Source organism: Arthrobacter sp. SAFR-023, from assembly GCF_051965295.1.
Taxonomy (GTDB): Bacteria; Actinomycetota; Actinomycetes; order Actinomycetales; family Micrococcaceae; genus Arthrobacter.
The window spans coordinates 20,781-42,676 of the sequence record NZ_JBQCMF010000016.1; the positions used below are offsets into that span (position 1 = coordinate 20,781).

The window sequence follows — 21,896 nt, forward strand, 5'->3', positions numbered from 1 at the left end:
GTTACTTTCCCTGGAGGGTTTGGTCGGCGGTGCGTGCGGCGAACGTGGAGCCGCGCACGATGAGCTGCGAGTTGAGGTGGACCGCCTCGGTGGCGGTGGGCTTGCCCGCGATCTGTTCCAGGAGGAGTTCGAGGGCGAGGGCGCCGCTGCGATTGATGGGGACGCGGACGGAGGTGAGTCCGGGTTCGGCGGCCGCGGCGATGTCGAGGTCGTCGATGCCCACCACGCTGATGTCCTCGGGGCAGTGGTAGCCGAGCGTCCGGGCGCCGGCGAGCATGCCGATGGCGACGAGGTCGTTGTAGGCGATGACGGCGGTGGCGCCGCTGGCGACGACCGAAGCGGCGGCGGCCAGGCCGCCGTCGACTGTGGCGTTCTGGTTGCCCACGGTGACCAGTTCGATGCCCCATTCCCCGCAGAGGCGGGTGATGGCCGCGAGCCGCTGGCCGTTGGCCCAGGAGGAGGCCGGGCCGGGAATGTAGGCAAGCTTGCGGTGGCCGAGGGCGTAAAGGTGCTCGACGGCCTGCCGGATCCCTTCGCCGGCCTCCATCAGCACGCGGGCGGCCTGGTCAGCCTCGCCGTTGATCACGACGAGCGGTGCGTTGCCGGCCAGGTTATGGATCTGTTCCGACGGGAGGCGCGGGGAACAGAGGATGATGCCGTCCACTCCGGTGGCGAATGCCGCGAGGTGGTCGCGCTCGCGGGCGGAGGATTCGCCGGTGTCGGCTAGGACCATGCGGTGCCGGCCGTGCCAGGCCTGGTCCTGGATGGCCTTGATGAGTGCCGCGAACACGGCGTTTGAGATGTCCGGGACGACGACGCCGAACGTGCGGCTGCCGTTCAGCCCGGGGACGTCGTACCCCAGCTGGGCGGCCGCGTCCATGACCTTCTGCCGGGTTTCAGCGGCCAAGCGACCGGGGTCGCCGAACGCCCGTGAAGCTGTGGCGAGCGAGACGCCCGCGAGCTTTGCGACGTCCGTGAGTTTTGCCGCCATCGGTCCTCCAGTTGCTTCGTTGAAACCCTTCCCTCCAAGTATGGAAAAACTTGTACAAACTTGTCAAGGGATTTCCATGAGTTGCATCACAGGCGGGCGGTGCGGCAGGTCGGGACGGCATTAACGCAAGAAGGACGACGGCGGGAGGTCCCGCCGTCGTCCTCTTCGGTTGGAGTTTTTGTGCAGATAATGGCCGCTGAAGGCCCTAAAGTCGCGACAACTGGACAAAAACTCCCTCGAGGGGGCGGCCTAGTCGTGGGGCGCGTCAGAGGGTTGCCGCGAGGTGCTCACCTACTGCGAAGGCTCGCGTGATGGCCGAGCCAAGGGTTGCTCCGCCGCCGGGGTAGTTGTTGCGGAAAACCCCGGCGGAGACGTTGCCCGCGGCATAGAGCCTGGGGATCGGCTGCCGGTGGCGGTCCAGGACGCGGCCTCTGAAGTCGGTGTCCAGGCCGCCGGAGGTTCCCAGCACGCCGGCGGAAATCCGGACCGCGTAAAACGGGGCCGTCGCCAAAGGGGCGAGGCACGGGTTGGGCGTGTTGGCGGCGTCGCCCAGGAAGCGGTCCTGCGCCGTCGCGCCGCGATGGAACTCCGTATCCACGCCCTTCGCGGCGTCGGCGTTAAAGCGGCTCACCGTGGCGGCCAGCCCGGAGGGGTCGATTCCCACCTTGCCGGCCAGCTCTTCCAGCGATCCCGCGGCCGTCATCCAGTCGGCCGGAATGCCAGCCGCCGAACCAGCCACCGGGTATTTCGCCAGGTACGACGCATCGAACACGAGCCAGGCCGGATTGTTCTGCTGCCGGCCGGTCAGCGGGTCGACGGAGGCGAACACGCGGCATGCGTCGTGGTAGTTCAGCGCTTCATTGACGAACCGCTTACCGGCCGCATTCACCGTGATCGAGCCCGGGAGGGTCATTTCCACGTTTCCCATCCGGCCGGACCGAACGCCGTCGTACTGGTGGGCGGCCTCGGAAATCACCGGCACTCCCCAGATGGCGGTCATGTCCGCCACCGCGGCGCCCGCCTTCAGCCCCAGCTCCAGGCCGTCGCCCTCGTTGGACGGCGCGCTGATGGGTGTCACCGGAAACGGCAGGAACGCCTGGCGGAGCCGCGGGTTCCATTCGAAACCGCCGGAAGCGAGTACGACGGCGGCCGCTGAAGTAGTCTTGCCGGCTGCGGTGCCGCCGAGGGTCACGGTCCATATGTCCCCGTCGCGGGCCAAGCCTTCCATCGGCGCGGAGACCGCAATCTCCACGCCGCGGTCCAGCGCGCTGGCCAGCAGCGACCCCACCAGGGCGCCGCCCATGGTCCGCACGCCCGTGGCAGCACGCCGGGCCAGCAGCTCCGGATCCGCCGCCCGGCCGTTCAATTGGTCGCGTTCGGTCATGGTCAGAAGCGGAAAATACGACGACGGCCGAATCGCCTCCGAGAGGCCCGGGTACCCGGACGGGTCGAAGGCGCCGTTGTCCAGGCCGCGTCCGCCGTCGGCCGCACCGCGCCATTCCATGTGGTAATCCGGGCGTGCGATCGGTATCAGGGACAGCCGGGTTTCGCCGTCGAGATACGCGACGGCGCGCGGTGCCGTGCTGACGTACCACTCCACTTCCGCTGGGGTCAGCACGTGCCCGGCGGCCTCGGTGAGGTACGCGACCCCGTCCTCATGGCTGTCCCGGTATCCGGCCTGGAGGGCGAGGTGGTTGTTCGGTGCCCACATCACTCCGCCTCCGGCCGCTGTGGTGCCACCCAGCAGCGCCGCCTTCTCGGCCACCAACACCCTCAGGCCGGCGTCGGCCGCCCGGATCGCGGCGACCAGGCCGGCTGCTCCACTGCCCGCGACCACCACGTCGTAGGTGCCCGAGATGTTCCCGGCGGGGGTAAGGAGGGGGCCTGCTGCACCGCTCACGCCGTCGCCCGCGCTCACGGCTGGACCTCCGTAAGCGCGGCAGTTCCGGCCGGGGGAGTGGGCTGCCCGGCCGGCATGTCCACCACGATCTTGCCAACAGGCTCGGTGCGGCTGCGCATGAGTTCGAAGGCTTGCTGCAGGTCCTCGAAGCGGAAACGGTGCGTCATCAGCGCGCGGGCCTGGTCCCGGTGCCCGGCCAGCAGCTCCAGTCCTGCCGGGATGAGGTTCAGGCTGTTCCGGCTGCCCAGCAGGTCGATCTCCTTGAAAGGAATGGTGTTCATCGGAACGGACGCGGTCCGCGCCGAAATCCCTACCTGCACGATCCGTCCGGCGCTCGCCACCAGGCGGATGGCGGTCTCCAGCGAGGACGGAACACCCGTGGCCTCGATGACCAGCTGCGGCCCGGACGAATCCGTCAGCGCATCCAGCCGGACTGCCTGGTCGGCGCCGGGGAAGCCTGCCCGGGGATCGACGAGCAGCGTGTCCACGGCCCCGAACATGGAAGCCAGCGCCAGCCGGTCCGGTTCCGTGTCGGCGCAGACGACCCGCACGCCGAGGTCTGTCAGATGCAGCGTGGCGAGCAGCCCGATCGGACCGCTGCCCAGCACCAGGGCGGTCTCGCCGGGCGACGGCCTGCCCCGGTTCACCGCCTGCATGGCGATGGACGCGGGCTCCGCCATGGCGGCCAGATCCAGTTCCAGGCCCTCCGGCACGGGGCATAGCTTCTCGACCGGCACGCTGATCAGCTCCACGAGCGCGCCGTCCGAATAGCAGCCGATGCAGCCGATGTTCTCGCAGACGTTGAACCGGCCAAGGCGGCACGGCCGGCACTCCCCGCAGTAGACCATCGGGCTCACAGCAACCCGGTCACCGGCGCGGATGCCGGCGCCGTTCTGGCCGATGGACTCGACGACTCCCGCGAATTCATGGCCCTGGATGACGGGCAGCCCGGCCGGGTAGTCGTCCTCCCAGATGTGCAGGTCGGTGCCGCACAGGGTGACGTTGTGGACGCGGACCAGGGCGTGGCCGGGTTCGATTGCCGGATCCGGAACGTCCTCGTACCGGATGGTTTGCTTGGCGACGGTGCGCGCGATCAGCATGGCGCGCTCCTACTTCCGGGCGGCGTCGGCGTCGGCGTCGGCACCGGTGTTGGCGCCAAAAAACACGTTCCACTGCCGGATGCGGCGCTGCGCCACGAGGCCGTTGCGGTAGAACGGGTCCTGGTCCATCAGCGCTTCGACGGCGGCTTTCGAGTCCGCCTCGATGATCAGCAGCGCGCCCGGATCCTCCTCCGGCCCGAACGGACCGCTCTTTACCAGCCGGCCGTCGTCGAACTGCTTCTGCAGGAATTCGACATGGCGCGGGCGGTGTTCGTCCCGTCCCGCGGTGGAGGCGGCGGCGTAGTCGTAGGTGACAGCGAATGTTCCCATGGGGTGTGTCCTCATCGTTGAGCGGGTGGATGTTCCCCTCCATCGTGGCCACCGGGATTGTGCCGCGTCCAACACTTATTTGGTCAGTGAGTATGTGCGGAAAACACATAATGCACGACGGCGGGAGCCGGGTTGGGTGCCTCAGCTTGCCGGCGTCGGGAGGACTTCCTCGGCGACCGCCAGGGCCAGTGCCAGGGCCGGCGAGATGCCGGCCGGGTTCCACGCAAGGCCCGATTCCAGCAGCGGCGCGGTGCCGGTCAGCGGGATGAACACGGTCCCGCCGGGCATGATGCTGGCGACGGAGGCGGGCATCAGGCTCACGCCCACGCCGCCGGCCACCAGGGACAGGGCGGTGTAGGGGTCGGTGACCTCCTGGGCCACTTTGGGCCGGAACCCGGCTGCGGCGCAGGCCGCGAAAGTGGCCTCGCGGAGGGTGGATCCCTGGGCGGCGCGCATGGTGACGAACCCGTCGTCGGACAGCTCAGCGAGCCCGATTGCCGGCCGCTCGGCCAGCGGGTGGTCCACCGGCACGGTGGCACCCAGCGCTTCGAGGGCGATGGCGCGGGTGGACAGCGTGCCCGCGTCCAGCGGCAGCCCCACGAAGGCGAGGTCCAGCGAACCGTTCCGGAGCTGCTGCAGCGCGTCCTGGGTCAGCAGTCCTCCGGTAAGGGTCAGGTCCAGGGAGGGGTAGCGGTGGCGGAGGGCCCGGGTCAGCGGGGGAAGGGTCCGGTGGTTCAGCGCCCCGGAGAAGCCGATGCTGAGCCGGCCGTAGAACGTACCGGGTTCGGTGACGGCGGAACGGCGGGCGAGATCAAGTTCGTCGATGATCCGGCGGGCGTGGGGGAGGAAGGCGACGCCCGCCGTCGTCATGGCCACCGAGCGCGTGTTGCGCTCAAACAGGTCCGAGCCAAGCTCCTTCTCGAGCTTCCTGATGGTCTGGCTCAGCGGGGACTGGGCCATGCGTAGGCGGTGCGCTGCCCGGCCGAAGTGCAGTTCCTCGGCCACGGCAAGGAAAGCCTCGATCTGCCGAAGCTCCATGCAGTTCCTCCTGTGCCCCCGAAGCGGCCGACGCCGAACTCGCAGATAATGCCCTCAAATTAGCAATCTGAGGGCATTATCTGCTCGTTCGTGCTTCGGGGGGTAGCTACTTGACCGGGTTGCCCAGCTGCCGCAGCGGGGTCTTGTGGGTTTCGCGGGCCCAGTACGCGCCGGCCACCGCCAGCAGGGATGATGCGGCGACAATCCAGGCGGCCGGGCCCCAGTTGGCCTTGTCGGCGCCGACCAGCGCGGTGCCCAGCAGCGGCGTGAATCCGGCGCAGAGGATGCCGACCTGCAGGCCGATGGCCATGCCCGAGTAGCGGACCTTGACGTTGAACAGCTCGGAGAACCACGCCGGGTAGATCGCGTTGGACATAGAGTACGTGCCGGCGGTGATCACCGTGCTGGCGAGGAAGATCATGGGGATGTTGCCGGTGGAGATGACGGAGAAGTAGACGAAGATCATCAGCCCGGACCCCAGGACGCCGGCGATGAATACCGGTCGACGGCCGAAGCGGTCCGAGAGCCGGGCCAGCAGCGGCTGGCTGAACATGGCGATGACGTTGCCCACGATGCTCACCCACAGCATGGTCGACGCCGGGACGCCCACGGACACGGCGTAGGCCAGACCGAAGGACTGCATGAACGTGTTGGTCACGGTCTCGAAGGACATCAGGGCAACCTGGAAGAACTGCGCCGGGTGCGTCTTGAACATCTTGGCAAACGGAAGCTTGACCAGTTCGCCGTGGTCGTGCTTTTCCTCGAAGACCTCGGGTTCTTCGAGGGAGCGCCGGACCAGGTAGGCGACCACCAGCACCACGAGGGACAGCCAGAACGGGATGCGCCAGCCCCAGGCGAGGCGGTCGGCCTCGTTCATGGCGGCCACGGGAAGGAAGGCGAGGGAGGCCAGGACGATGCCGGCGGAGATGCCACTCATCGCGAAGCTGGCAAAGAAGCCGCGGTGCCCCTCAGGTGCTTCCTCGGTGGACAGGGCGGAAGCGCCGGCCGTTTCGGCGCCGGCGGACAACCCCTGCATGAGGCGCAGCACCACCAGCAGTGCCGGTGCCCAGTAGCCGGCGGCGTTGAAGTCGGGCAGTGCGCCGATCAGGAACGTGGCCGACCCCATCAGCACCAGGGTCAGGACGAGGGTGTTCTTGCGGCCGATCTTGTCCCCCAGGTGGCCGAAGACGACGGCGCCGAAGGGCCGTGCCACGTAGGCCACGCCAAAGGTGGCAAAGGAGGCGATGAGGGCGACGGTGGGGTCGCCGGAGGGGAAGAAGATCTTGGAGAAAACCAGTGACGCCGCTGTGGCGTAGATAAAGAAGTCGTAGTACTCCAGCGCGCCGCCCAGGAAAGCGGCGAGGGCGGCCTTCTTGGCGCGCTTCAACTGGTACTGCTTCGCCTCAGCGGTGGCAGTGGGGGCGAGATCGGTCATTGCAGGGGGTCCTTCCGCACTGAAAGACGGGTCCGGATTTTGGATTTGTGCGTATCGCGAACAGGCGTACGATATGCGACTAGAAAAAGGATAGCGCAGAGTGAAGTGACTCACAATCCGTTGTTTGCCGTCCTGCTCCCCGCCCGACCCCGGCCCGTATTCTTGGTAGGTCAGGAAAAGCGCGCAGCTTGAGGTGCAGGGAGCCCATGGACGAACAGCCGGCCTACTTCGTCAAATCGGTCGAGAAAGCGTTCGACGTGCTCCGGGCCTTCACCCCGAACCAGCCACGGCTGACGGTGTCCCAAGTGGCCGCGGCCGCAGATACCACCAGGGCTTCCGCCCGGCGGTTCCTGCTCACCCTGGCAGACCTCGGCTACCTGCGAACGGACGGGGCACACTTCGAGCTGACTGCCCGCTCACTGGAGATCGGGCGGTCCTTCCTGGCCAACCTCGAGCTTCCGGCCATTGCGGACCGGCATCTGAAATCCCTCGCAGCCGAGCTGAACGAGACCACCTCCTTATGCATTCTTGACGGCGTCGACGTCGTGTATGTCGCGTGCGTGCCCTCGCCGCGGCTGCTCAGCGTCACCATCACCGTGGGCACGAGGTTCCCCGCCTGGGCGACCTCCATGGGCCGGGTGCTGCTGGGAGCACTGACCGAGGCGGATCTGCAGTCCTACTTCGAAACCGTCCGGCTGCAGAAGCTGACCGAACACTCCATTGCCAGCGCCGAGCAGCTGCGGGTGGAGATTGACCGTGCCAGATCAAGGGGGTGGGCAATGGTGTCGCAGGAACTGGAAGAGGGGCTGCGTGGCGTGGCGGTGCCGGTGTGGCGAGGCCAGGACATAGTGGCGGCCGTCAACGTTTCCCTGCAGACGCACCGTTCCCCTGCCGAGGACATCGAAAAGTCCGTGGTGCCGCGCCTGCAGGAGGCTGCCCGGCAGATCGGCCTGGACTACGGCGGGGACGCGTCCGGGCTGCGGCGGGCCTGATGGCCAACTCGCCCTCCGGCGAATCAGTCATCCAGCGCGTGGTGAAAATCCTGGACGCCTTTTCGAAGGGCCGCCCGCGGATGTCGTTGAGCGAGCTAGCCCGGGCCACGGGCATGTCCAGCAGCACCGCGCACCGGCTGGCCAACGACCTCGTGGACAGCGGGCTGCTGAACCGCAGCAATTCCGGCGACTACGGCGTTGGCATGAAGATGTGGGAGCTCGCGTCCCGCAGCAATCCGCTGGAGGAATTCCGACGCCGGGGCCTTCCGTTCCTCGAAGGCGTCCACGCCGCTGTGCGTGAGCAGGTCTCACTTTCCATTCCCGACGTCGGCTCCGGCACCGTGCTGTACCTGGAGCAGCTGGACCGGCACGGCACCGCCACCAATCTTGCTGCCGTGGCCGGCCGGCTCCTGATCCACAACACCTCGTCCGGGATGGCCATGATGGCGCACATGCCGCGCGACGTGCAGGAGCGGTTCCTGGCCGGGCCGCTAGAGAAAACCACTGCCGCCACGGAGACCGACCCGGCGCGGCTGCGCGCCCAGCTCGCCCTGACCCGGGAACGCGGCTACGTCCGCATGGCCGGTGTCCTGGTGGAGGAAAACACCGCCTATGCTGTCCCCGTCTTTGGTGAGGGCAACAGCGTGATCGGCGCGATCGCCGTCGTTATTCCGACGGCGGACGAGGACCCCAAGGTGGTTCTTCCCGTCCTGGTGGCTGCAGGGCGCGGCCTGTCCCGGACCATGGGCGCAGAGCGCCGCCCGTACGGCACGAGGCCCTGGCTTCAGGGTTCCTGAACGGGGGCTTCCTCCTCTCAACCAGCTTCCCGTTGAACGGGAAGTTCGGCCACTGAGCTTCTCCCTGCTCCTAGTGTTTTTCCCCAGAGCGACAGCCACCCGGACAGGGTGCACGCTCAACTCTTCGGCCCCCGCCAGCAGGTGGCGGCCGCCCTGGAAACTCAACGAGGAGAACCTATGGGACACGTCCAGCCCCCCGCCCCCGTCGCGGAACCTGCCGTCCTGCAACGCGCGGACAGCCTCCCGGCGAAGACCCCAAAGAAGGCCGCACTGGCTTCCTTCCTTGGCTCCACGCTGGAGTACTACGACTTCTTCATCTACGGCACCGCAGCAGCGCTGGTGTTCCCGAAGATCTTCTTCCCCGGCGGAGACCCTGTAGTTGCCCTGCTCGGCGCGATGGCCACATTCGGCGTCGGCTACCTGGCACGGCCGCTGGGCGGCGTCATCATGAGCCACTTCGGGGACAAGATCGGCCGCAAGCAGGCGCTGATGATCACCCTGGTCATCATGGGCGTTGCCTCCATCGGCATCGGCTTCCTGCCCACCTATGACCAGATCGGTTACTGGGCCACGGCGCTGCTGCTGGCGGGCCGGCTGGCACAGGGATTCTCCGCCGGCGCCGAGGCCGCGGGTGCGTCCACACTGACCATGGAACACTCCCCGGAGGGACGCCGCGGCTTCTTCACCAGCTTCGTGATGACTGGCTACGCATCCGGAATGGTCCTCTCCACCGTGGTGTTCATTCCGCTCGCCGCCCTCCCCGAGGAACAGCTGCTGGGCTGGGGCTGGCGAGTCCCGTTCTGGCTGTCCGCCGTGGTGCTGCTGGTCGCCTACTGGATCCGCACCCGGCTGGACGAGCCGCCAGTGTTCGAAGAGACCGTGGAAACGAAGAAGCCCAAGGGCATTCCGGCGGCCGAGGTGCTGAAGACGCAATGGCGCGACGTCCTGCGCGTGGCCCTCGTGATGCTGTTCTCCGTCATGCAGACCACCTTCACCGTGTACGCCCTGGCCTATGCCACCGGCAAGGGGATCGGCCTGGACCGCACCCTCATGCTCACGGTCAACGCAGTCACCATCGGCCTGTCCATGTTCACCATCCCACTGGCCGGCATCATCTCGGACCGGTTCGGCCGCAAGAAGGTGCTCCTGGTGGGCTCCCTCGGCTGCGCCGTCACCTCGTTCGGCTACTTCTGGGCCATTAGCGAGCACAACATCGCCATGATCTTCGTCTTCGGGTTCCTGAACATGTCCGTCTTCTACTCGTGCTGGAACGGTGTCTGGACTGTCTTCTTCCCCGAGATGTTTCCGGCACCCGTCCGCTACTCCGGAATGGCCATCGGCAGCCAGGTGGGCCTGATCCTCACCGGCTTCGCTCCTGCGATCGCCACGGTCCTGGCCCAGCCGGGACCCGGCGGCTGGATCCCGGTGGCGGTCTTCACCGTGGCCTGCCTGGCGGTCTCCGCGATCGCCATCGCCACGGCCCGCGAAACCCACAAGACCCCGCTCGAGGAGCTTGGCCTGCCGCGGGAGCAGAGGCCGGTCCGCAGCTCCGTTTCCGCCGACGCCTAGCCCGGCCGCGCCCTCGCCAGTCACCAGCGCCCCCCGCCACTCAGAAAGAAAGTTGGAACCATGACCCAGCCAGCAACCGCCCCCCGCACGTACCGAGCCGGAATCGTGGGCTGCGGCGCCATCTCCCGCAACCACCTCGAGGCCTTCGGCGCCCTGGACAATGTGCAGGTGGTGGGGGTGTGCGACATCGACCTGGACCGGGCAGGCGCCACCGCCCGGCACTGGGACGTGCCGAACGCGGTGGACACCGTAGACGAGCTGCTGGCGCTGGGCGTGGACATCGTGTCGGTCTGCACGCCGCACCCCACCCATGAGCAGGTGGTGCTCAAAGCAGCGGCGGCCGGGGTGCATGTGCTGTGCGAAAAGCCGATTGCCACCCGGCTGGACTCGGCCGAGCGGATGGTTGAGGCGTGCGAGGAGGCCGGCGTGCACTTCGGGGCATTGTTCCAGCGCCGCTTCTGGCCTGCAGCCCAGAAAATCCGGAAGGCGATCGACGACGGAACGCTGGGCCGGCCGCTCATGGCCCAGTGTTCCGTGATGCTGCACCGCGCGCCGGAATACTACAACCGGGACGCGTGGCGCGGCACCTGGGAGAACGACGGCGGCGGCGTGCTCATGACGCAGGCCATCCATCAGATCGACCTGCTGCAGTGGTACCTCGGCGACGTGGCGGAGGTCTACGGCAAGGTCAACACCTACCGCCACGGCGACTACATCGAGGTGGAGGACTCCGCCACGGCGGTCATCACCTTCACCTCCGGCGCCATGGCAACGCTCGAGGCGTCGACGGCGGTGTCCCCCAACCTGGGCATCCAGCTGCGGATCACGGGCGAAACGGGCGCCTCGGCATCGCTCACGGAGTTCCCCGAGGGCAGCGACGGCCGGCTGGACCTGTGGGCCGTGGGGGAGAAGATCACCGTGGAGCCCGTCCATCCCGAGGGCGTGGAGCCGAATATTGACCTCTCCACCATCAACGGCCAGCTGATTCCACACCACACCAGCCAGGTCCGTGACTTCGTGCAGGCGCTGGACGGCGGCACCGAGCCTGCCATCACGGGCAAGGACGCCCTCAAATCGCTCCGCATCCTGCTCGCGGTTTACGAGTCCTCACGCACTGGCCACCCCGTCCGCTTCGCTGATGTCGAGGCTCCGGGCCGCGTCCAGGTGCCGGCCAACGTCGTGGTTTCAGCAGATCCCCGCGTTCCTGCGGAAGCGGCAGGCTAGCCATGACGGAACACGAAACCCGCCACGCCGCCCGCCCGCTCACCCTGGGCCGGAACGGCCGCACTCCACGGACCCTCCGCAACCGGCTCGCCTCCGCCCCGATGGAACGCAACTACGGCACGGCGGACGGGCATATCACCGAGCAGTACATTGACTACCTCGTCACCCGCGCCCGGGCCGGCCTCGGACTGGTCACCACCGAAGCTACGTACGTCCGGGCCGACGGCAAGGGCCGCACCCACCAGCTCGGCCTGCACACCGACGCCATGGTTCCCGGGCTGCGCAGGCTCACCGACGCGCTGCACGCCGAAGGTGCGCTGGCCGCCGTCGAACTTAACCACGGCGGCCGGACTGCGCAGACAGCGGTGTCCGGGCACAAGAACGTGGCGCCGTCGCCGGTGCCGTGTGCGGTGGCCGGCGGGGAGATTCCGCGCGAACTGACGGCCGGGGAATGCCACGACCTCGTGCAGTCCTACGCCGCGGCCGCCCGCCGGGCCGTGGCCGCGGGCTTCGACGTGATCAACATCCACGGCGCCCACGGCTACCTGATCCACCAGTTCATGTCGCCCATCTCCAACCACCGCACGGATGAGTTCGCCGCGCCGGAGCACTTCCTGAACCTGGTCATCGACGCCGTGCGCGGGGCCGCGCCGGACGCCATCCTCGGGGTGCGGGTGTCCGTCGTCGAGGGCCCGGCGGACGGCATCACCGCCGAAGACCAGGTGGCCGTCATGGCCAAGGCACACCTGGACCAGCTGGACTTTCTCGACCTGTCCGCCGGCAGCTACGACGCCGGTGAATGGATCGTCCAGCCCGGCGAATGGAAGCCCGGCCTGCTCCGGGACTACGCCACGGAATACCGGCAGTTCGGCCTTCCGCTGGGCATGGCCGGGCGGCTGAACTCGCCGGCCGTCATCGAAGAGGTTCTCGGCGACGGCGTCTGCGACTTCGTCAGCCTGGCCCGCGCCATCCACGCTGACCCCGCGTTTGTGCGCGGCGTCCTGCACGGCGAGACTTACCGTCCGTGCATCGCCTGCAACGTCTGCATCGACACCCTCGGCCAGGGGCAGGTCACGTGCACCGTTAACCCCGCCGTCGGACGCTCGCGGGTTCCCGTTCCGACGCCGGCTGTGCGGCCGGGTGCCCGCGTTGCCGTTGTGGGGGCCGGCCCGGCCGGCCTCACCGCCGCCCGGGAACTCGCCGTGGCAGGTGCGCAGGTTACCGTGCTCGACGGCGGCGTCCGGCTGGGCGGGCAGTTCGCCCTCGCCGAACAGATGAAATCCACCCCTGATTTCCACCGCTTCACCGACTGGTCCGCCGCCGAGAACGACAGGCTGGGCATTGACGTCCGGTTGGGCGGGCAGGTGGATCTTTCCGATCCGGGCGACGTTGCGGCGCTGGTCCGGGAAACCGGGGCCGACGCCGTCGTGCTTGCCACCGGCGGGACCCGGCCCGGGGCAGGCTTCCCCGGAGCCGATTTACCCGGTGTGACGGACGTGCGGGACTGGCTCGCCGCCCACCCCGAGGTGCTGCGCCCGGATGGGCAAGGTGGGAGCATTCCGGACGCCGTGACCATCTGGGGTGCGGACTCCGTGGCGATGAGCGTGGCCGATACCCTCGCGGGCCGCGGCACCGCCGTGCTGCTGGTGGGGCCGCAGGAGGTCCTCGCGCCGGAATCCGGGCGGCGGGCGAAGATCCTTGCCGTGCCCCGGCTCGAACAGAATCCGCGGGTGCGGGTCCGGCTCGGTGCCACGATCGAGGAGTACGACGGCGACCGGATCCGGATCGCCGGCACCTCCCCGGATGGGGCTCGAGACGGGTCCGGCCCGGAATGGCTGGACGCGCCTGGTCCGTTGCTGGTATCCCGTTCGGTGCTGCCGCTGGACGGTTCCGTTCCCGCGGCGGACCGTGAGGCCCACTTGGCCGGAGCGGCCGGTGTGCCGCTGGCGTTGGCCGGAACGGTGGTGGACCGGACCCCCGCCATCGCCTCAAACGCGGTGAAGAGCGGTTATGACGCCGCGCAGCGCATCGCGGCTGCGCTTGCCGCCGAGCCGTTCGCACCAGCCGCCGAATCGGCAGCGCCAGCCAGTGAATCAGCCCGTCCCGTAGAACTCAGCATGAACGGAGCAGCATCATGAGCGCACCGCGCCGCCCGCTGGGCCTGGCCCAGCTGTCCCTCCTCAACACCGCACCGCCGCAGCTGGTGGCCATCGCCGCCGAAGCCGGCTTCGACTTCATCGGCGCCCGCGTCTGCCCGGTCACTCCCACTGAGCGGCCCTATGACCTGCAGCCCGGGTCGCCGATGCTGAAGGAGACCCTGGCCCGGATGGCCGACACCGGCGTCACGGTCCGCGACATCGAGTTCCTGCTGCTGGACGGCACTGACCAGCGCGATGCCTGGCTTGCCATGATGGAGGCCGGGCAGGCCCTCGGCGCCGTATCCCTGACGGTGGCCGGGTCCGACCCCGACACTGCACGCCTTGCCGACACCCTGGCTCGCATGGCCGAGGACGGCCGCAGCTACGGCATCGTCCCCACCCTGGAGCCCATCTCCTACCAGGCGGTGAACTCCATTCCCGCCGCGGTGGCTCTTGCCCGGTCCTCGGGCTGCAACCTCGTGGTGGACGCGCTCCATTTGAACCGCTTCAGGGCCGTTCCGGGGTCCGCGCAGTGGGAGGACCTCCAGGCGAACCTCGACCTGGTGCCGCTGCTGCAGCTGTGCGACGGGCCGGCACAGGGTCCGGCTGGCCGGGAGGCGCTGGTGGCGGAGTCCCGCTCGGAACGCGGTGTTCCAGGCGAGGGTGGCTTCAACCTGGCCGCCCTGGTCAACGCCTTCCCCGCTGATCTTGCCGTGAGCGTCGAGGTGCCCTCGGACAGCACGGTGGCCCGGCTGGGGGAGCTGGGCTGGGCACGGAAGCTCAAGGAGGCAGCCGACACGGTGCTGCAAGCGGCAGGCAACCTCCAGAATGCAGGAACCAAATGAGCCAAAAAACAGAGGAAAACACGACGGCGGAACTGGCGCCCGGCGTCGTAATTCCCCTCATCGGCCTGGGCACCTGGCCGATGACCGGCGAGGAGGCCGCCGATGCCGTGGCCCGGGCGATAGCCAACGGGTACCGGCATATTGATACGGCGGAAAATTACCGCAACGAGGAGGCCGTGGGGGAGGGGATCCGCCGCAGCGGCATTACCCGCAGGGACCTGTTCCTTACTACCAAATTCAATAAGCAGTGGCACGGCAGGACGGGTGCGCGCGAGGCCTTCGGCGCGGCAACCCGGCGGCTCGGCACCGAGTACCTGGACCTCTTCCTGATCCACTGGCCGAACCCTGCCCAGGGCCGGTTTGTCGACGCAGCGGAAGGGCTCACCCGGCTGGCCGAGGAGGGGCTGATCAGGTGCTGGGGCGTTTCCAACTTCAAGCCGGCCCACCTGCGCGAGCTGCAGGCGGCAGGCCTCGACGTCCCGGTCAACCAGGTTCAAATCGACCCCGAACACCAGCAGCTCGACCAGCTGGCCTTCCACCGTGAACACAACATCGCCACCGCGGCCTACAGCCCGCTGGGCCGCAACGGCGGCTTCCTCGCGGCCCCTGCCGTCACCGGTCCCGCCGAGGCATACGCCAAGACGCCGCCGCAGGTGGTACTCCGCTGGCAGGTCCAGTCCGGCCGGGTGGCCATCCCCAAGTCCGCCGACGACCGGCGGCAGCGCGAAAACCTTGATGTCTTCGGCTTTGCCCTCACCGCGGCGGAAATGGCCGGCATTGATGCCCTGGACACGGGCGCGCCGCCGCGGCTGGACTCAGACGAATTCGGACACTGAAAGAACAACTGGAGCAAGAGATGACTTTCCCGACTGATGCAACAACCCCCACCGCTGCCGTAGCCAACCTGCCCGCGCTGAACTGCGACGTCCTGGTGGTGGGCTCCGGCGCGGGCGGCCTGGCCGCAGCCGTGACGGCCGCGTACCACGGGCTGAAAGTTGTGGTGGTGGAAAAAGCGGACGTCTGCGGCGGTGCCACGGCCTGGTCCGGCGGCTGGGCCTGGGCGCCGGGCAACCCGCTGGCCCGGGCCGCCGGCGTCAGCGAGGACAAGGAGACCTTCCGAACCTACCTGCGCGGAGTCCTGGGGGCCGACTACCAGGCGGACAGGGTGGACGCGTTCCTGGAGGCCGTGCCCCACATGGTGGGCTTCTTCCACCAGAAGACGTCGCTGCAGTTCGTCCCGGGTGCCAAGATCAATGACGTCTATGGCGGGCTTCCTGGCGCCGGGACCGGTCACCGCTCAGTTGGGCCCCAGCCCATGAACGCCCGGCGGATCCGTCCGGAGCTGCGCGCCAAGCTGCGGCACCAGCTGTATGAAACCTCGTTCCTGGGAATGGGCATCATGGCCGGACCGGACTTGACCAAATTCCTGTCCGCGTCCCGGGGCAATCCGCGCGGGCTCTTCCATGCAGGCTGGCGCTTCGGCTTGCACCTCCTGGATCTGCTGACGCATCGGCGCAACATGCAGCTGGTCAACGGCACGGCCCTGACCGGCCGGCTGCTGCAGTCGGCAGACCGCTTTGGCGTGGACATCCGCGTCTCCACACCGGCCCGCCGGTTGCTGACCGACGCGGCAGGCAAGGTGACGGGCGCCGTCGTCGGAACCCCCGAAGGGGAACTGCGGATCAACGCCGTACGTGGAGTGGTCCTGGCGGCCGGCGGCTTCCCGCAGGACGTGGAGCGCCGGAAGGAACTGTTCCCGCACACCCCAACCGGGCATGAACACTGGACGCTGGCGCCTGCGGAGGCCGGCGGCGACGGCATCAGCCTGGGCCAGTCGGTGGGCGCCCATTTCAGGACCGACGTGAAATCCGCAGCCGCGTGGTGTCCGGTGTCGCTGGTTCCGTACCGCAGCGGCCGGACCGGCACGTTCCCGCACATCATGGACCGTGCCAAGCCCGGCAGCATCGGCGTCCTGCGCAGCGGGAAGCGGTTCGTTAACGAAGCTAACGGGTATCACGACTACGTGGCGGCAATGCTGGCGGCCACGCCGGCGGGGGAACAGGCGGAGGCCTGGCAGATCGCCGATTCCCGCTTTGTGCGGCGCTTTCCGTTGGGCATGGCGAAACCGCTGCCCGTGCCGCTCTTCCCCTACGTGCGCTCGGGCTACCTGAAGAAGGGCCGCACGCTCGAGGAACTCGCGGCCCGCTGCGGCATCGATCCCGCCGGGCTGAAGGAGACGGTGGAGCGGTTCAACCGCCATGCGGCCGCCGGCACGGACCCGGACTTCGGCCGCGGCTCCACGCCCTTCAACTGCTATGGCGGCGACGCCTCGGTGAAGCCGAACCCGTCGCTGGGCCCCATCGAGAAGGGCCCGTTCTACGCCGTGCGGGTGGTGCCGGGGAGCTTCGGCACGTTCGCCGGGCTGGATGTGGACGGCCGCTCCCGCGCCCTTGACGACGGCGGCCGGCCCATCCCGGGCCTGTACGTCGCCGGCAACGACCAGGCCAGTGTGATGGGCGGGCACTACCCGGCCGGGGGCATCAACCTCGGCCCGGCTCTGGCGTTCGGATACGTTGCCGGCCGCGATCTGGCTGGGGCCGTGGAGTACGAGGACGACGGGACCGTGCCCGCAAAAACCGTGCCCACTGACGTGGCCACCGCTGCAGCCCATTGACACCCTTCCCCGGTGGTCATATCCTACAACCAAATGGTTGTAGATCAGCTTAGCGATGCCGAACTCGACCGCCTCTTCCAGGCGTTCGCGGACACCACCCGGCGGGACATTATGCGCCGGGTGACAGTGGGCGAGTATTCGGTGAGCGGCCTGGCAGCGCTCTACGCCATGAGCTTTGCCGCCGTCCAGAAGCACGTGGCGGTGTTGGAGCGCGCCTCCCTGGTCACCAAGGAGAAGCGCGGAAGGGAGCAGATCGTGCGGGGCAACCATGATGGCCTGGAGAAAGCCCGCCGGCTGCTTGATGAGTACGAGGCGATCTGGCGGCAGCGCGTCGCCCGGATCGCAGACATCCTGGCTCAAGAGTAGGACTGGCTGAAGAATAGGAAGGGTCCGGCAATGACGGTTATCAGTTCCACCAAGAACCCCGAGGCGCTTAGCTTCACCCTCGTGGCAGAATTCGACGCCGACGTGAAGCGCGTCTGGCAGATCTGGGAAGACCCGCGGCAGCTCGAGCGCTGGTGGGGCCCGCCCACCTGGCCGGCAACGTTCAGCCAGTACGAGTTCACTCCCGGCGGCGAGGCCAACTACTACATGACCGGCCCAGAGGGTGAGAAGGCCGGCGGCTGGTGGCGCATCACCGATATCCAGGCGCCGAACCACCTCGAGTTCGACGACGGGTTCGCCGACGCCGACGGCGCTCCGGTCGAGGCCATGGGCTCCTCGCACGCCACCGTCACCCTTGAGGACATCGGCGGCCGCACCCGGATGACGGTCCAGTCCGTCTTCGAGTCCGAAGAGCAGATGAAGACGATGATCGAGATGGGCATGGAGGACGGCATGAAGGAGGCCGCCGGACAGATCGACGCACTGCTGGCCGAGCACTCCTAGCGCGCTGCTCCGCTATTCAGGCAAAAACGCAAGAGGACGACGGCGGGAAGTCCCGCCATCGTCCTCTTGCGTTGTGTTTGGGTGCTGACTAAAGGGCAGCGGTGTTCAGGCTGAGCGTGAAGGTGTTCGGGCCGCTAAGGGTGACGGCGACGTCGCTCTTCTTTGCGTTGGCCCGGCTCGAGAAATCGTGCACCAGCGTCTCCAGCGTGTGGTTCACTGCAGAACGGTCCCAGATCTTGATCGTCATTGATTCGGCGGTCTCAAAGGTCATTTTTCAGTGCTTTCGTGTCTGGGCATGGCGCCAATGCGATGCCGCGGAACAGGTCAGCCCAGGAACGCTCGGAGGCCTTAGGCAGCTCGACGAGCTCACCGGTTTGGCCTCATTGCGTCCACCAGGATTTTGTTGTGTTTGAACTTCTGAACCACTTGCAGAAAAGCGTATTCCTCTGTGGTTCCTTTCCATGATGCACAGGCGCGATGGGGCTTTTCAAACGATTTGGCCCCAAATGGCGGGTGAGGTTTGCCACATACAGGGTTACAGTGCTACTCCTCGGCGAGGACGGCGATGGCGCGGCGGCCCAGGCTGCCCACGACGTGGCGCTGCATGATCTCGCGGGCGCGGACGGCGTCACCGGACACCACGGCGTCGGCGATCTCGATGTGTTCCTCGCGGACGCGCTTCTGGTCCTTCTGGGAGTCCTTCTGGCCCTGCAGGCCTATCTGGCGGTACCGGTCCGCCTTGTCCCACAGGCCCTCCAGGATCCCGATGAGCAGGGGGTTATGCGAGGCCATGTAGACAGCGCGGTGGAATTCGCGGTGCGCCGTCATGGCGTCCAGGTCCGCGGCGTCGTGCAGCGGTGTCAGCTGCTTGAGCGCGGCTTGGATGTTCTCGATGTCCCCGGGTGTCCGGCTTTCCGCCGCGAGCCCGGCGGCCAGCGGGTCCAGATTCTCACGGAGGATGTACAGGTCCTTTGCTTCATCCGCCGTGAGTGCGGCGACCCGGGCATCCCGGTGGGACTCCAGCTGGACCAGCCCCTCCGCGGCAAGCCGGCGCAGCGCCTCGCGCAGGGGCGTGGTGCTCACGCCGATTTCGTGGGCGAGCTGGGCCTGGCTGAGCACCGACCCGTGGGAGATCTCCCCGGTCAGGATCCGGCGCCGCATTTCCTCGTAGGCGTAGGCGCTCTTGGTCAGTGCTGGGGGCTGGTGTGCCACCGCTTGCTCCCTTCGGTTTGTCACCCTTGTTATAGGTTATAACCTATAACAAACCGCTGCTCCATGAGAAAGCAGAACCATGAGTATCCACACCGCACCCGGCTCCGACCCCTGCATCGCCAGCCTTTCCGTCAACGGCGAGGTCCTGCTGGCGGTGGACATCGAAAGTGCTGTCGGCCCCGGCTATTCCAGGCTGCCGGTGGTGCTGCGGCTGCTGGCGGAAAACGTAGAGCGGAATATGGCCGGCCAGGAGCGCGGGCGGGCAATGGAGGCCCTGCGGAACTGGCTGGCCACGGGCACCAGCACGGCCGAAATCGAGTTCCTGCCCACCCGCGTGCTGATGCACGACACCACCAGCACGCCGGCCTGGGTGGACATCGCGGCCATGCGGGACACGCTTGCCGAGTCGGGAGCCGACCCCATGGCCCTGAACCCGCTGCTGCGCGTGGACGTGTCCATCGACCATTCCCTGGCGGTGGAGGAATACGGGCGTGCCGACGCGGCCGCCCGGAACATCAAGCACGAGATCCGCCGGAACCGGGAGCGGTACCAGTTCCTCAAGTGGGCGTCCAAAGCGATGAACAGCGTGCACATCAACCCGCCGGGCACCGGCATCATGCACACCATCAACCTCGAGCAGCTGGCCACCGTGGTGACCACAATCGAGCGGGACGGCGTCCGGTGGGCGGTGCCGGACATGATGGTCGGCACCGACAGCCACACCCCGATGATCAACGGCCTCGGCGTCCTGGGCTGGGGCGTCGGCGGGCTGGAAGCACAGACAGTGATGTTCGGGATGCCTGCCACGCTGCGCATCCCCGACGTCGTCGGCGTCCGCCTGACCGGTGAGCTGGCGGCAGGGACCCTGGCCACCGACCTGGCGCTGGCCGTCACCCAGCGGCTGCGCCAGGTGGGCGTCACGGGGGAGTTCGTCGAGTTCTTCGGCCCCGGCGTCTCGACGCTGACTGTCGGCGAGCGCGCCGTCGTCGCCAACATGGCGCCTGAATACGGCGCCACCACCGGCTACTTCCCGATCGACGCGCACGTTCTCGACTACCTGGCCAGCACCGGCCGCAGTGCGGAACAGACGCGGCTGGTCGAGGCGTACGCACGGCAGACGGGCCTGTGGTTCGAACCCGACGCAACGCCGGTCTACACGAGAATCGTCGACGTCGACCTGTCCGCCGTCGCGATGCACGCCGCCGGTCCGCGGCGTCCCCAGGACCTCCTGCCCTACGGCGGCATCCGCAAGGCGCTGGAGAAGGAGCCCGGCCCGGCGGGTGCCGGCAGCGCGGCCGTGGGCACCGGCGCCCTGCCCGCCTTCCCCGTTTCCCTGGCCGCCATCACCAGCTGCACCAACACCTCCGACCCGCGCCTGCTCATTGCGGCCGGGCTGCTCGCCCGCAATGCCCGCCGCCGCGGGCTGACCGTGCCGGACTGGGTCAAGACCTCGCTGGCCCCGGGCTCACCAGCGGCGGCCAGCTACCTCAAGCGTGCCGGGCTCACGGACGACCTGGCCTCCGTGGGGTTCGACCTCGTCGGGTTCGGCTGCACCACCTGCATCGGCAACCCGGGCCCGCTGACGCCGGTGATAGCCAGGGCCCAGGCCGACGGCGTGAGCGAACCGGTGGCGATCCTGTCCGGCAACCGCAATTTCCCGGGCCGGGTGCATCCCGACGTCGAACTCAGCTTCATCATGTCGCCACCGCTGGTGGTGGCGTTCGCGCTGGCCGGTGACGCCAAGCGGGACCTCAGCGAGGAGCCCGTGCAGCACGCCGCCGACGGCACGCCCGTTTACCTCAGCGAGCTCTGGCCGTCCCGCGGTGAGATCGACGCCTTCGTGGCCAAGGCCAACGATCCCGCCGATTTCCGCCGGGACTTCGCCATCGCCAGCCGCGATCCCCAATGGAAGCGTGTGGAAGCACCGGACGGGGCACAGTACCCGTGGGATGACGGCTCCACCATCCTCCGCCGTCCCCCCTTCGCCGCCCTGACCGAGGGAAGCCTCCTCGGGAAGTTCAGCGCTCGTCCGCTCCTGGTGCTCGGCGACGACATCACCACCGACCACATTTCACCGGCCAGTGCCATCCCGCCCGCCAGCGGCGTAGCAGACTTCCTGGTGGACAGGGGCGAGGACCGGAGTGACCTCAACGTCTTCGCCTCCCGCCGCGGCAACTGGGAGGTCATGGTCCGCGGCGCCTTCCACAACAAATCCGTCAGGAACCTTCTGCAGCCCGAGGGGCCGGTGGCACACACCATCCACTCGCCGTCGAACGAAACCCTGCCCATCTGGGATGCCGCCCAACGGTACCGGGAAGCCGGCGAATCCGTAGTCATGGTTGCCGGCGAGCGCTACGGCATGGGTTCGTCCCGGGACTGGGCGGCGAAGGCCCAGCGGCTGCTCGGTGTCCGGGCGGTCATCGCCGCCAGCTTTGAACGGATCCACCGATCCAACCTGATTGGCATGGGCATCCTGCCGCTGGTCATGCCGGCGGACATGAGGGAGAAGCTCCTCAGCCTCGCACCCGGCGACACGATTGCGCTCGACGCCCCCGCGGAGCGCATCCATCCCCGCGCCGGGATCGCCGCGGCGATTGTTTGCGCGGACGGCACGAGGGAGCCTTTCATGGCCACCGCCGCCGTCGAAACGGGACTGGAGTGCGAGGTCCTCGCCGTCGGCGGCGTCATCCCCATGATCCTGCGGCGGACCTTGGCGGCCTGAGCCGAAAAGCAAGAGAACGACGGCGGGTGCTCCCGCCGTCG

The 21,896-nt window shown here is 68.1% G+C and carries 19 protein-coding genes; 11 read left to right on the top strand and 8 right to left on the bottom strand.

Annotation, left to right across the window (positions count from 1 at the left end; all coding sequences use genetic code 11):
• Position 1: 1 nt before the first annotated feature.
• The 6 genes from ACTHQX_RS16835 to ACTHQX_RS16860 all read right to left on the bottom strand — a co-directional run bounded on the left by ACTHQX_RS16835 (position 2) and on the right by ACTHQX_RS16860 (position 6,794).
• Complete coding sequence (locus tag ACTHQX_RS16835) at positions 2-991, bottom strand: LacI family DNA-binding transcriptional regulator (RefSeq protein WP_111905488.1); 990 nt, start codon at positions 989-991, stop codon at positions 2-4.
• A gap of 265 nt (positions 992-1,256) precedes the next feature.
• A complete protein-coding gene (locus tag ACTHQX_RS16840; protein WP_440158431.1) occupies positions 1,257-2,909 on the bottom strand; it encodes an FAD-dependent oxidoreductase in 1,653 nt (550 codons plus the stop codon).
• Positions 2,906-3,991, bottom strand: a complete 1,086-nt coding sequence (locus ACTHQX_RS16845; protein ID WP_440158430.1) for a zinc-dependent alcohol dehydrogenase — start codon at positions 3,989-3,991, stop codon at positions 2,906-2,908. The genes ACTHQX_RS16840 and ACTHQX_RS16845 overlap by 4 nt, the downstream gene beginning before the upstream one ends.
• A 9-nt stretch (positions 3,992-4,000) precedes the next feature.
• Positions 4,001-4,321 (bottom strand): YciI family protein, encoded by a 321-nt coding sequence (locus tag ACTHQX_RS16850; protein ID WP_440158429.1) that lies wholly within the window; start codon positions 4,319-4,321, stop codon positions 4,001-4,003.
• Positions 4,322-4,462: 141 nt separating this feature from the next.
• Positions 4,463-5,359, bottom strand: a complete 897-nt coding sequence (locus ACTHQX_RS16855) for a LysR family transcriptional regulator (protein ID WP_440158428.1) — start codon at positions 5,357-5,359, stop codon at positions 4,463-4,465.
• 106 nt (positions 5,360-5,465) lie between these two features.
• A complete protein-coding gene (locus ACTHQX_RS16860) occupies positions 5,466-6,794 on the bottom strand; it encodes an MFS transporter (RefSeq protein WP_236805193.1) in 1,329 nt (442 codons plus the stop codon).
• A 206-nt stretch (positions 6,795-7,000) separates the two neighbouring features.
• Here ACTHQX_RS16860 and ACTHQX_RS16865 point away from each other — a divergent pair, with 206 nt between their 5' ends.
• The 10 genes from ACTHQX_RS16865 (at position 7,001) to ACTHQX_RS16910 (ending at position 17,921) form a co-directional block, all read left to right on the top strand.
• Positions 7,001-7,786 (top strand): IclR family transcriptional regulator domain-containing protein, encoded by a 786-nt coding sequence (locus ACTHQX_RS16865; RefSeq protein ID WP_236805192.1) that lies wholly within the window; start codon positions 7,001-7,003, stop codon positions 7,784-7,786.
• Complete coding sequence (locus tag ACTHQX_RS16870; protein WP_440158427.1) at positions 7,786-8,583, top strand: IclR family transcriptional regulator; 798 nt, start codon at positions 7,786-7,788, stop codon at positions 8,581-8,583. The genes ACTHQX_RS16865 and ACTHQX_RS16870 overlap by 1 nt, the downstream gene beginning before the upstream one ends.
• A gap of 177 nt (positions 8,584-8,760) precedes the next feature.
• A complete protein-coding gene (locus tag ACTHQX_RS16875; protein WP_440158426.1) occupies positions 8,761-10,152 on the top strand; it encodes an MFS transporter in 1,392 nt (463 codons plus the stop codon).
• Between the two features lie 60 nt (positions 10,153-10,212).
• Positions 10,213-11,376 carry a Gfo/Idh/MocA family protein gene (locus ACTHQX_RS16880; RefSeq protein WP_440174631.1) on the top strand — a complete coding sequence of 388 codons (1,164 nt, stop codon included), beginning with the start codon at positions 10,213-10,215 and terminating at the stop codon, positions 11,374-11,376.
• Positions 11,377-11,378: 2 nt separating this feature from the next.
• The gene (locus tag ACTHQX_RS16885) at positions 11,379-13,514 is read left to right on the top strand and encodes an oxidoreductase (protein WP_440158424.1); all 2,136 of its coding nucleotides are present in this window, start codon (positions 11,379-11,381) and stop codon (positions 13,512-13,514) included.
• The gene (locus tag ACTHQX_RS16890) at positions 13,511-14,359 is read left to right on the top strand and encodes a sugar phosphate isomerase/epimerase family protein (RefSeq protein WP_440158423.1); all 849 of its coding nucleotides are present in this window, start codon (positions 13,511-13,513) and stop codon (positions 14,357-14,359) included. The genes ACTHQX_RS16885 and ACTHQX_RS16890 overlap by 4 nt, the downstream gene beginning before the upstream one ends.
• The gene (locus ACTHQX_RS16895; RefSeq protein ID WP_440158422.1) at positions 14,356-15,195 is read left to right on the top strand and encodes an aldo/keto reductase; all 840 of its coding nucleotides are present in this window, start codon (positions 14,356-14,358) and stop codon (positions 15,193-15,195) included. The genes ACTHQX_RS16890 and ACTHQX_RS16895 overlap by 4 nt, the downstream gene beginning before the upstream one ends.
• A 20-nt stretch (positions 15,196-15,215) precedes the next feature.
• Entirely contained in the window at positions 15,216-17,033 is a 1,818-nt protein-coding gene (locus ACTHQX_RS16900) for an FAD-dependent oxidoreductase (RefSeq protein ID WP_440158421.1), read from the top strand.
• A gap of 33 nt (positions 17,034-17,066) precedes the next feature.
• Positions 17,067-17,399 carry an ArsR/SmtB family transcription factor gene (locus ACTHQX_RS16905; RefSeq protein ID WP_440158420.1) on the top strand — a complete coding sequence of 111 codons (333 nt, stop codon included), beginning with the start codon at positions 17,067-17,069 and terminating at the stop codon, positions 17,397-17,399.
• A 30-nt stretch (positions 17,400-17,429) separates the two neighbouring features.
• Complete coding sequence (locus tag ACTHQX_RS16910; protein WP_440158419.1) at positions 17,430-17,921, top strand: SRPBCC family protein; 492 nt, start codon at positions 17,430-17,432, stop codon at positions 17,919-17,921.
• An 88-nt stretch (positions 17,922-18,009) separates the two neighbouring features.
• Here ACTHQX_RS16910 and ACTHQX_RS16915 read toward each other — a convergent pair whose 3' ends face one another.
• Positions 18,010-18,192, bottom strand: a complete 183-nt coding sequence (locus ACTHQX_RS16915) for a hypothetical protein (protein ID WP_111905501.1) — start codon at positions 18,190-18,192, stop codon at positions 18,010-18,012.
• A gap of 272 nt (positions 18,193-18,464) precedes the next feature.
• Positions 18,465-19,133, bottom strand: a complete 669-nt coding sequence (locus ACTHQX_RS16920; RefSeq protein ID WP_440158418.1) for a GntR family transcriptional regulator — start codon at positions 19,131-19,133, stop codon at positions 18,465-18,467.
• A gap of 79 nt (positions 19,134-19,212) precedes the next feature.
• Between ACTHQX_RS16920 and acnA the strand changes: the two genes are divergently transcribed.
• Positions 19,213-21,855, top strand: a complete 2,643-nt coding sequence (gene acnA / locus ACTHQX_RS16925) for an aconitate hydratase AcnA (RefSeq protein WP_440158416.1) — start codon at positions 19,213-19,215, stop codon at positions 21,853-21,855.
• Positions 21,856-21,896: the final 41 nt, after the last annotated feature.

What these genes read in the sequence shown, in the direction of transcription:
- ACTHQX_RS16835 (WP_111905488.1), bottom strand. Translation starts at nt 991, where the DNA reads ATGGCGGCAAAACTCACGGACGTCGCAAAGCTCGCGGGCGTCTCGCTC.
- ACTHQX_RS16845 (WP_440158430.1), bottom strand. Translation starts at nt 3,991, where the DNA reads ATGCTGATCGCGCGCACCGTCGCCAAGCAAACCATCCGGTACGAGGAC.
- ACTHQX_RS16850 (WP_440158429.1), bottom strand. Translation starts at nt 4,321, where the DNA reads ATGGGAACATTCGCTGTCACCTACGACTACGCCGCCGCCTCCACCGCG.
- ACTHQX_RS16855 (WP_440158428.1), bottom strand. Translation starts at nt 5,359, where the DNA reads ATGGAGCTTCGGCAGATCGAGGCTTTCCTTGCCGTGGCCGAGGAACTG.
- ACTHQX_RS16860 (WP_236805193.1), bottom strand. Translation starts at nt 6,794, where the DNA reads ATGACCGATCTCGCCCCCACTGCCACCGCTGAGGCGAAGCAGTACCAG.
- ACTHQX_RS16865 (WP_236805192.1), top strand. Translation starts at nt 7,001, where the DNA reads ATGGACGAACAGCCGGCCTACTTCGTCAAATCGGTCGAGAAAGCGTTC.
- ACTHQX_RS16870 (WP_440158427.1), top strand. Translation starts at nt 7,786, where the DNA reads ATGGCCAACTCGCCCTCCGGCGAATCAGTCATCCAGCGCGTGGTGAAA.
- ACTHQX_RS16875 (WP_440158426.1), top strand. Translation starts at nt 8,761, where the DNA reads ATGGGACACGTCCAGCCCCCCGCCCCCGTCGCGGAACCTGCCGTCCTG.
- ACTHQX_RS16880 (WP_440174631.1), top strand. Translation starts at nt 10,213, where the DNA reads ATGACCCAGCCAGCAACCGCCCCCCGCACGTACCGAGCCGGAATCGTG.
- ACTHQX_RS16885 (WP_440158424.1), top strand. Translation starts at nt 11,379, where the DNA reads ATGACGGAACACGAAACCCGCCACGCCGCCCGCCCGCTCACCCTGGGC.
- ACTHQX_RS16890 (WP_440158423.1), top strand. Translation starts at nt 13,511, where the DNA reads ATGAGCGCACCGCGCCGCCCGCTGGGCCTGGCCCAGCTGTCCCTCCTC.
- ACTHQX_RS16895 (WP_440158422.1), top strand. Translation starts at nt 14,356, where the DNA reads ATGAGCCAAAAAACAGAGGAAAACACGACGGCGGAACTGGCGCCCGGC.
- ACTHQX_RS16900 (WP_440158421.1), top strand. Translation starts at nt 15,216, where the DNA reads ATGACTTTCCCGACTGATGCAACAACCCCCACCGCTGCCGTAGCCAAC.
- ACTHQX_RS16905 (WP_440158420.1), top strand. Translation starts at nt 17,067, where the DNA reads ATGGTTGTAGATCAGCTTAGCGATGCCGAACTCGACCGCCTCTTCCAG.
- ACTHQX_RS16910 (WP_440158419.1), top strand. Translation starts at nt 17,430, where the DNA reads ATGACGGTTATCAGTTCCACCAAGAACCCCGAGGCGCTTAGCTTCACC.
- ACTHQX_RS16915 (WP_111905501.1), bottom strand. Translation starts at nt 18,192, where the DNA reads ATGACCTTTGAGACCGCCGAATCAATGACGATCAAGATCTGGGACCGT.
- acnA (WP_440158416.1), top strand. Translation starts at nt 19,213, where the DNA reads ATGAGTATCCACACCGCACCCGGCTCCGACCCCTGCATCGCCAGCCTT.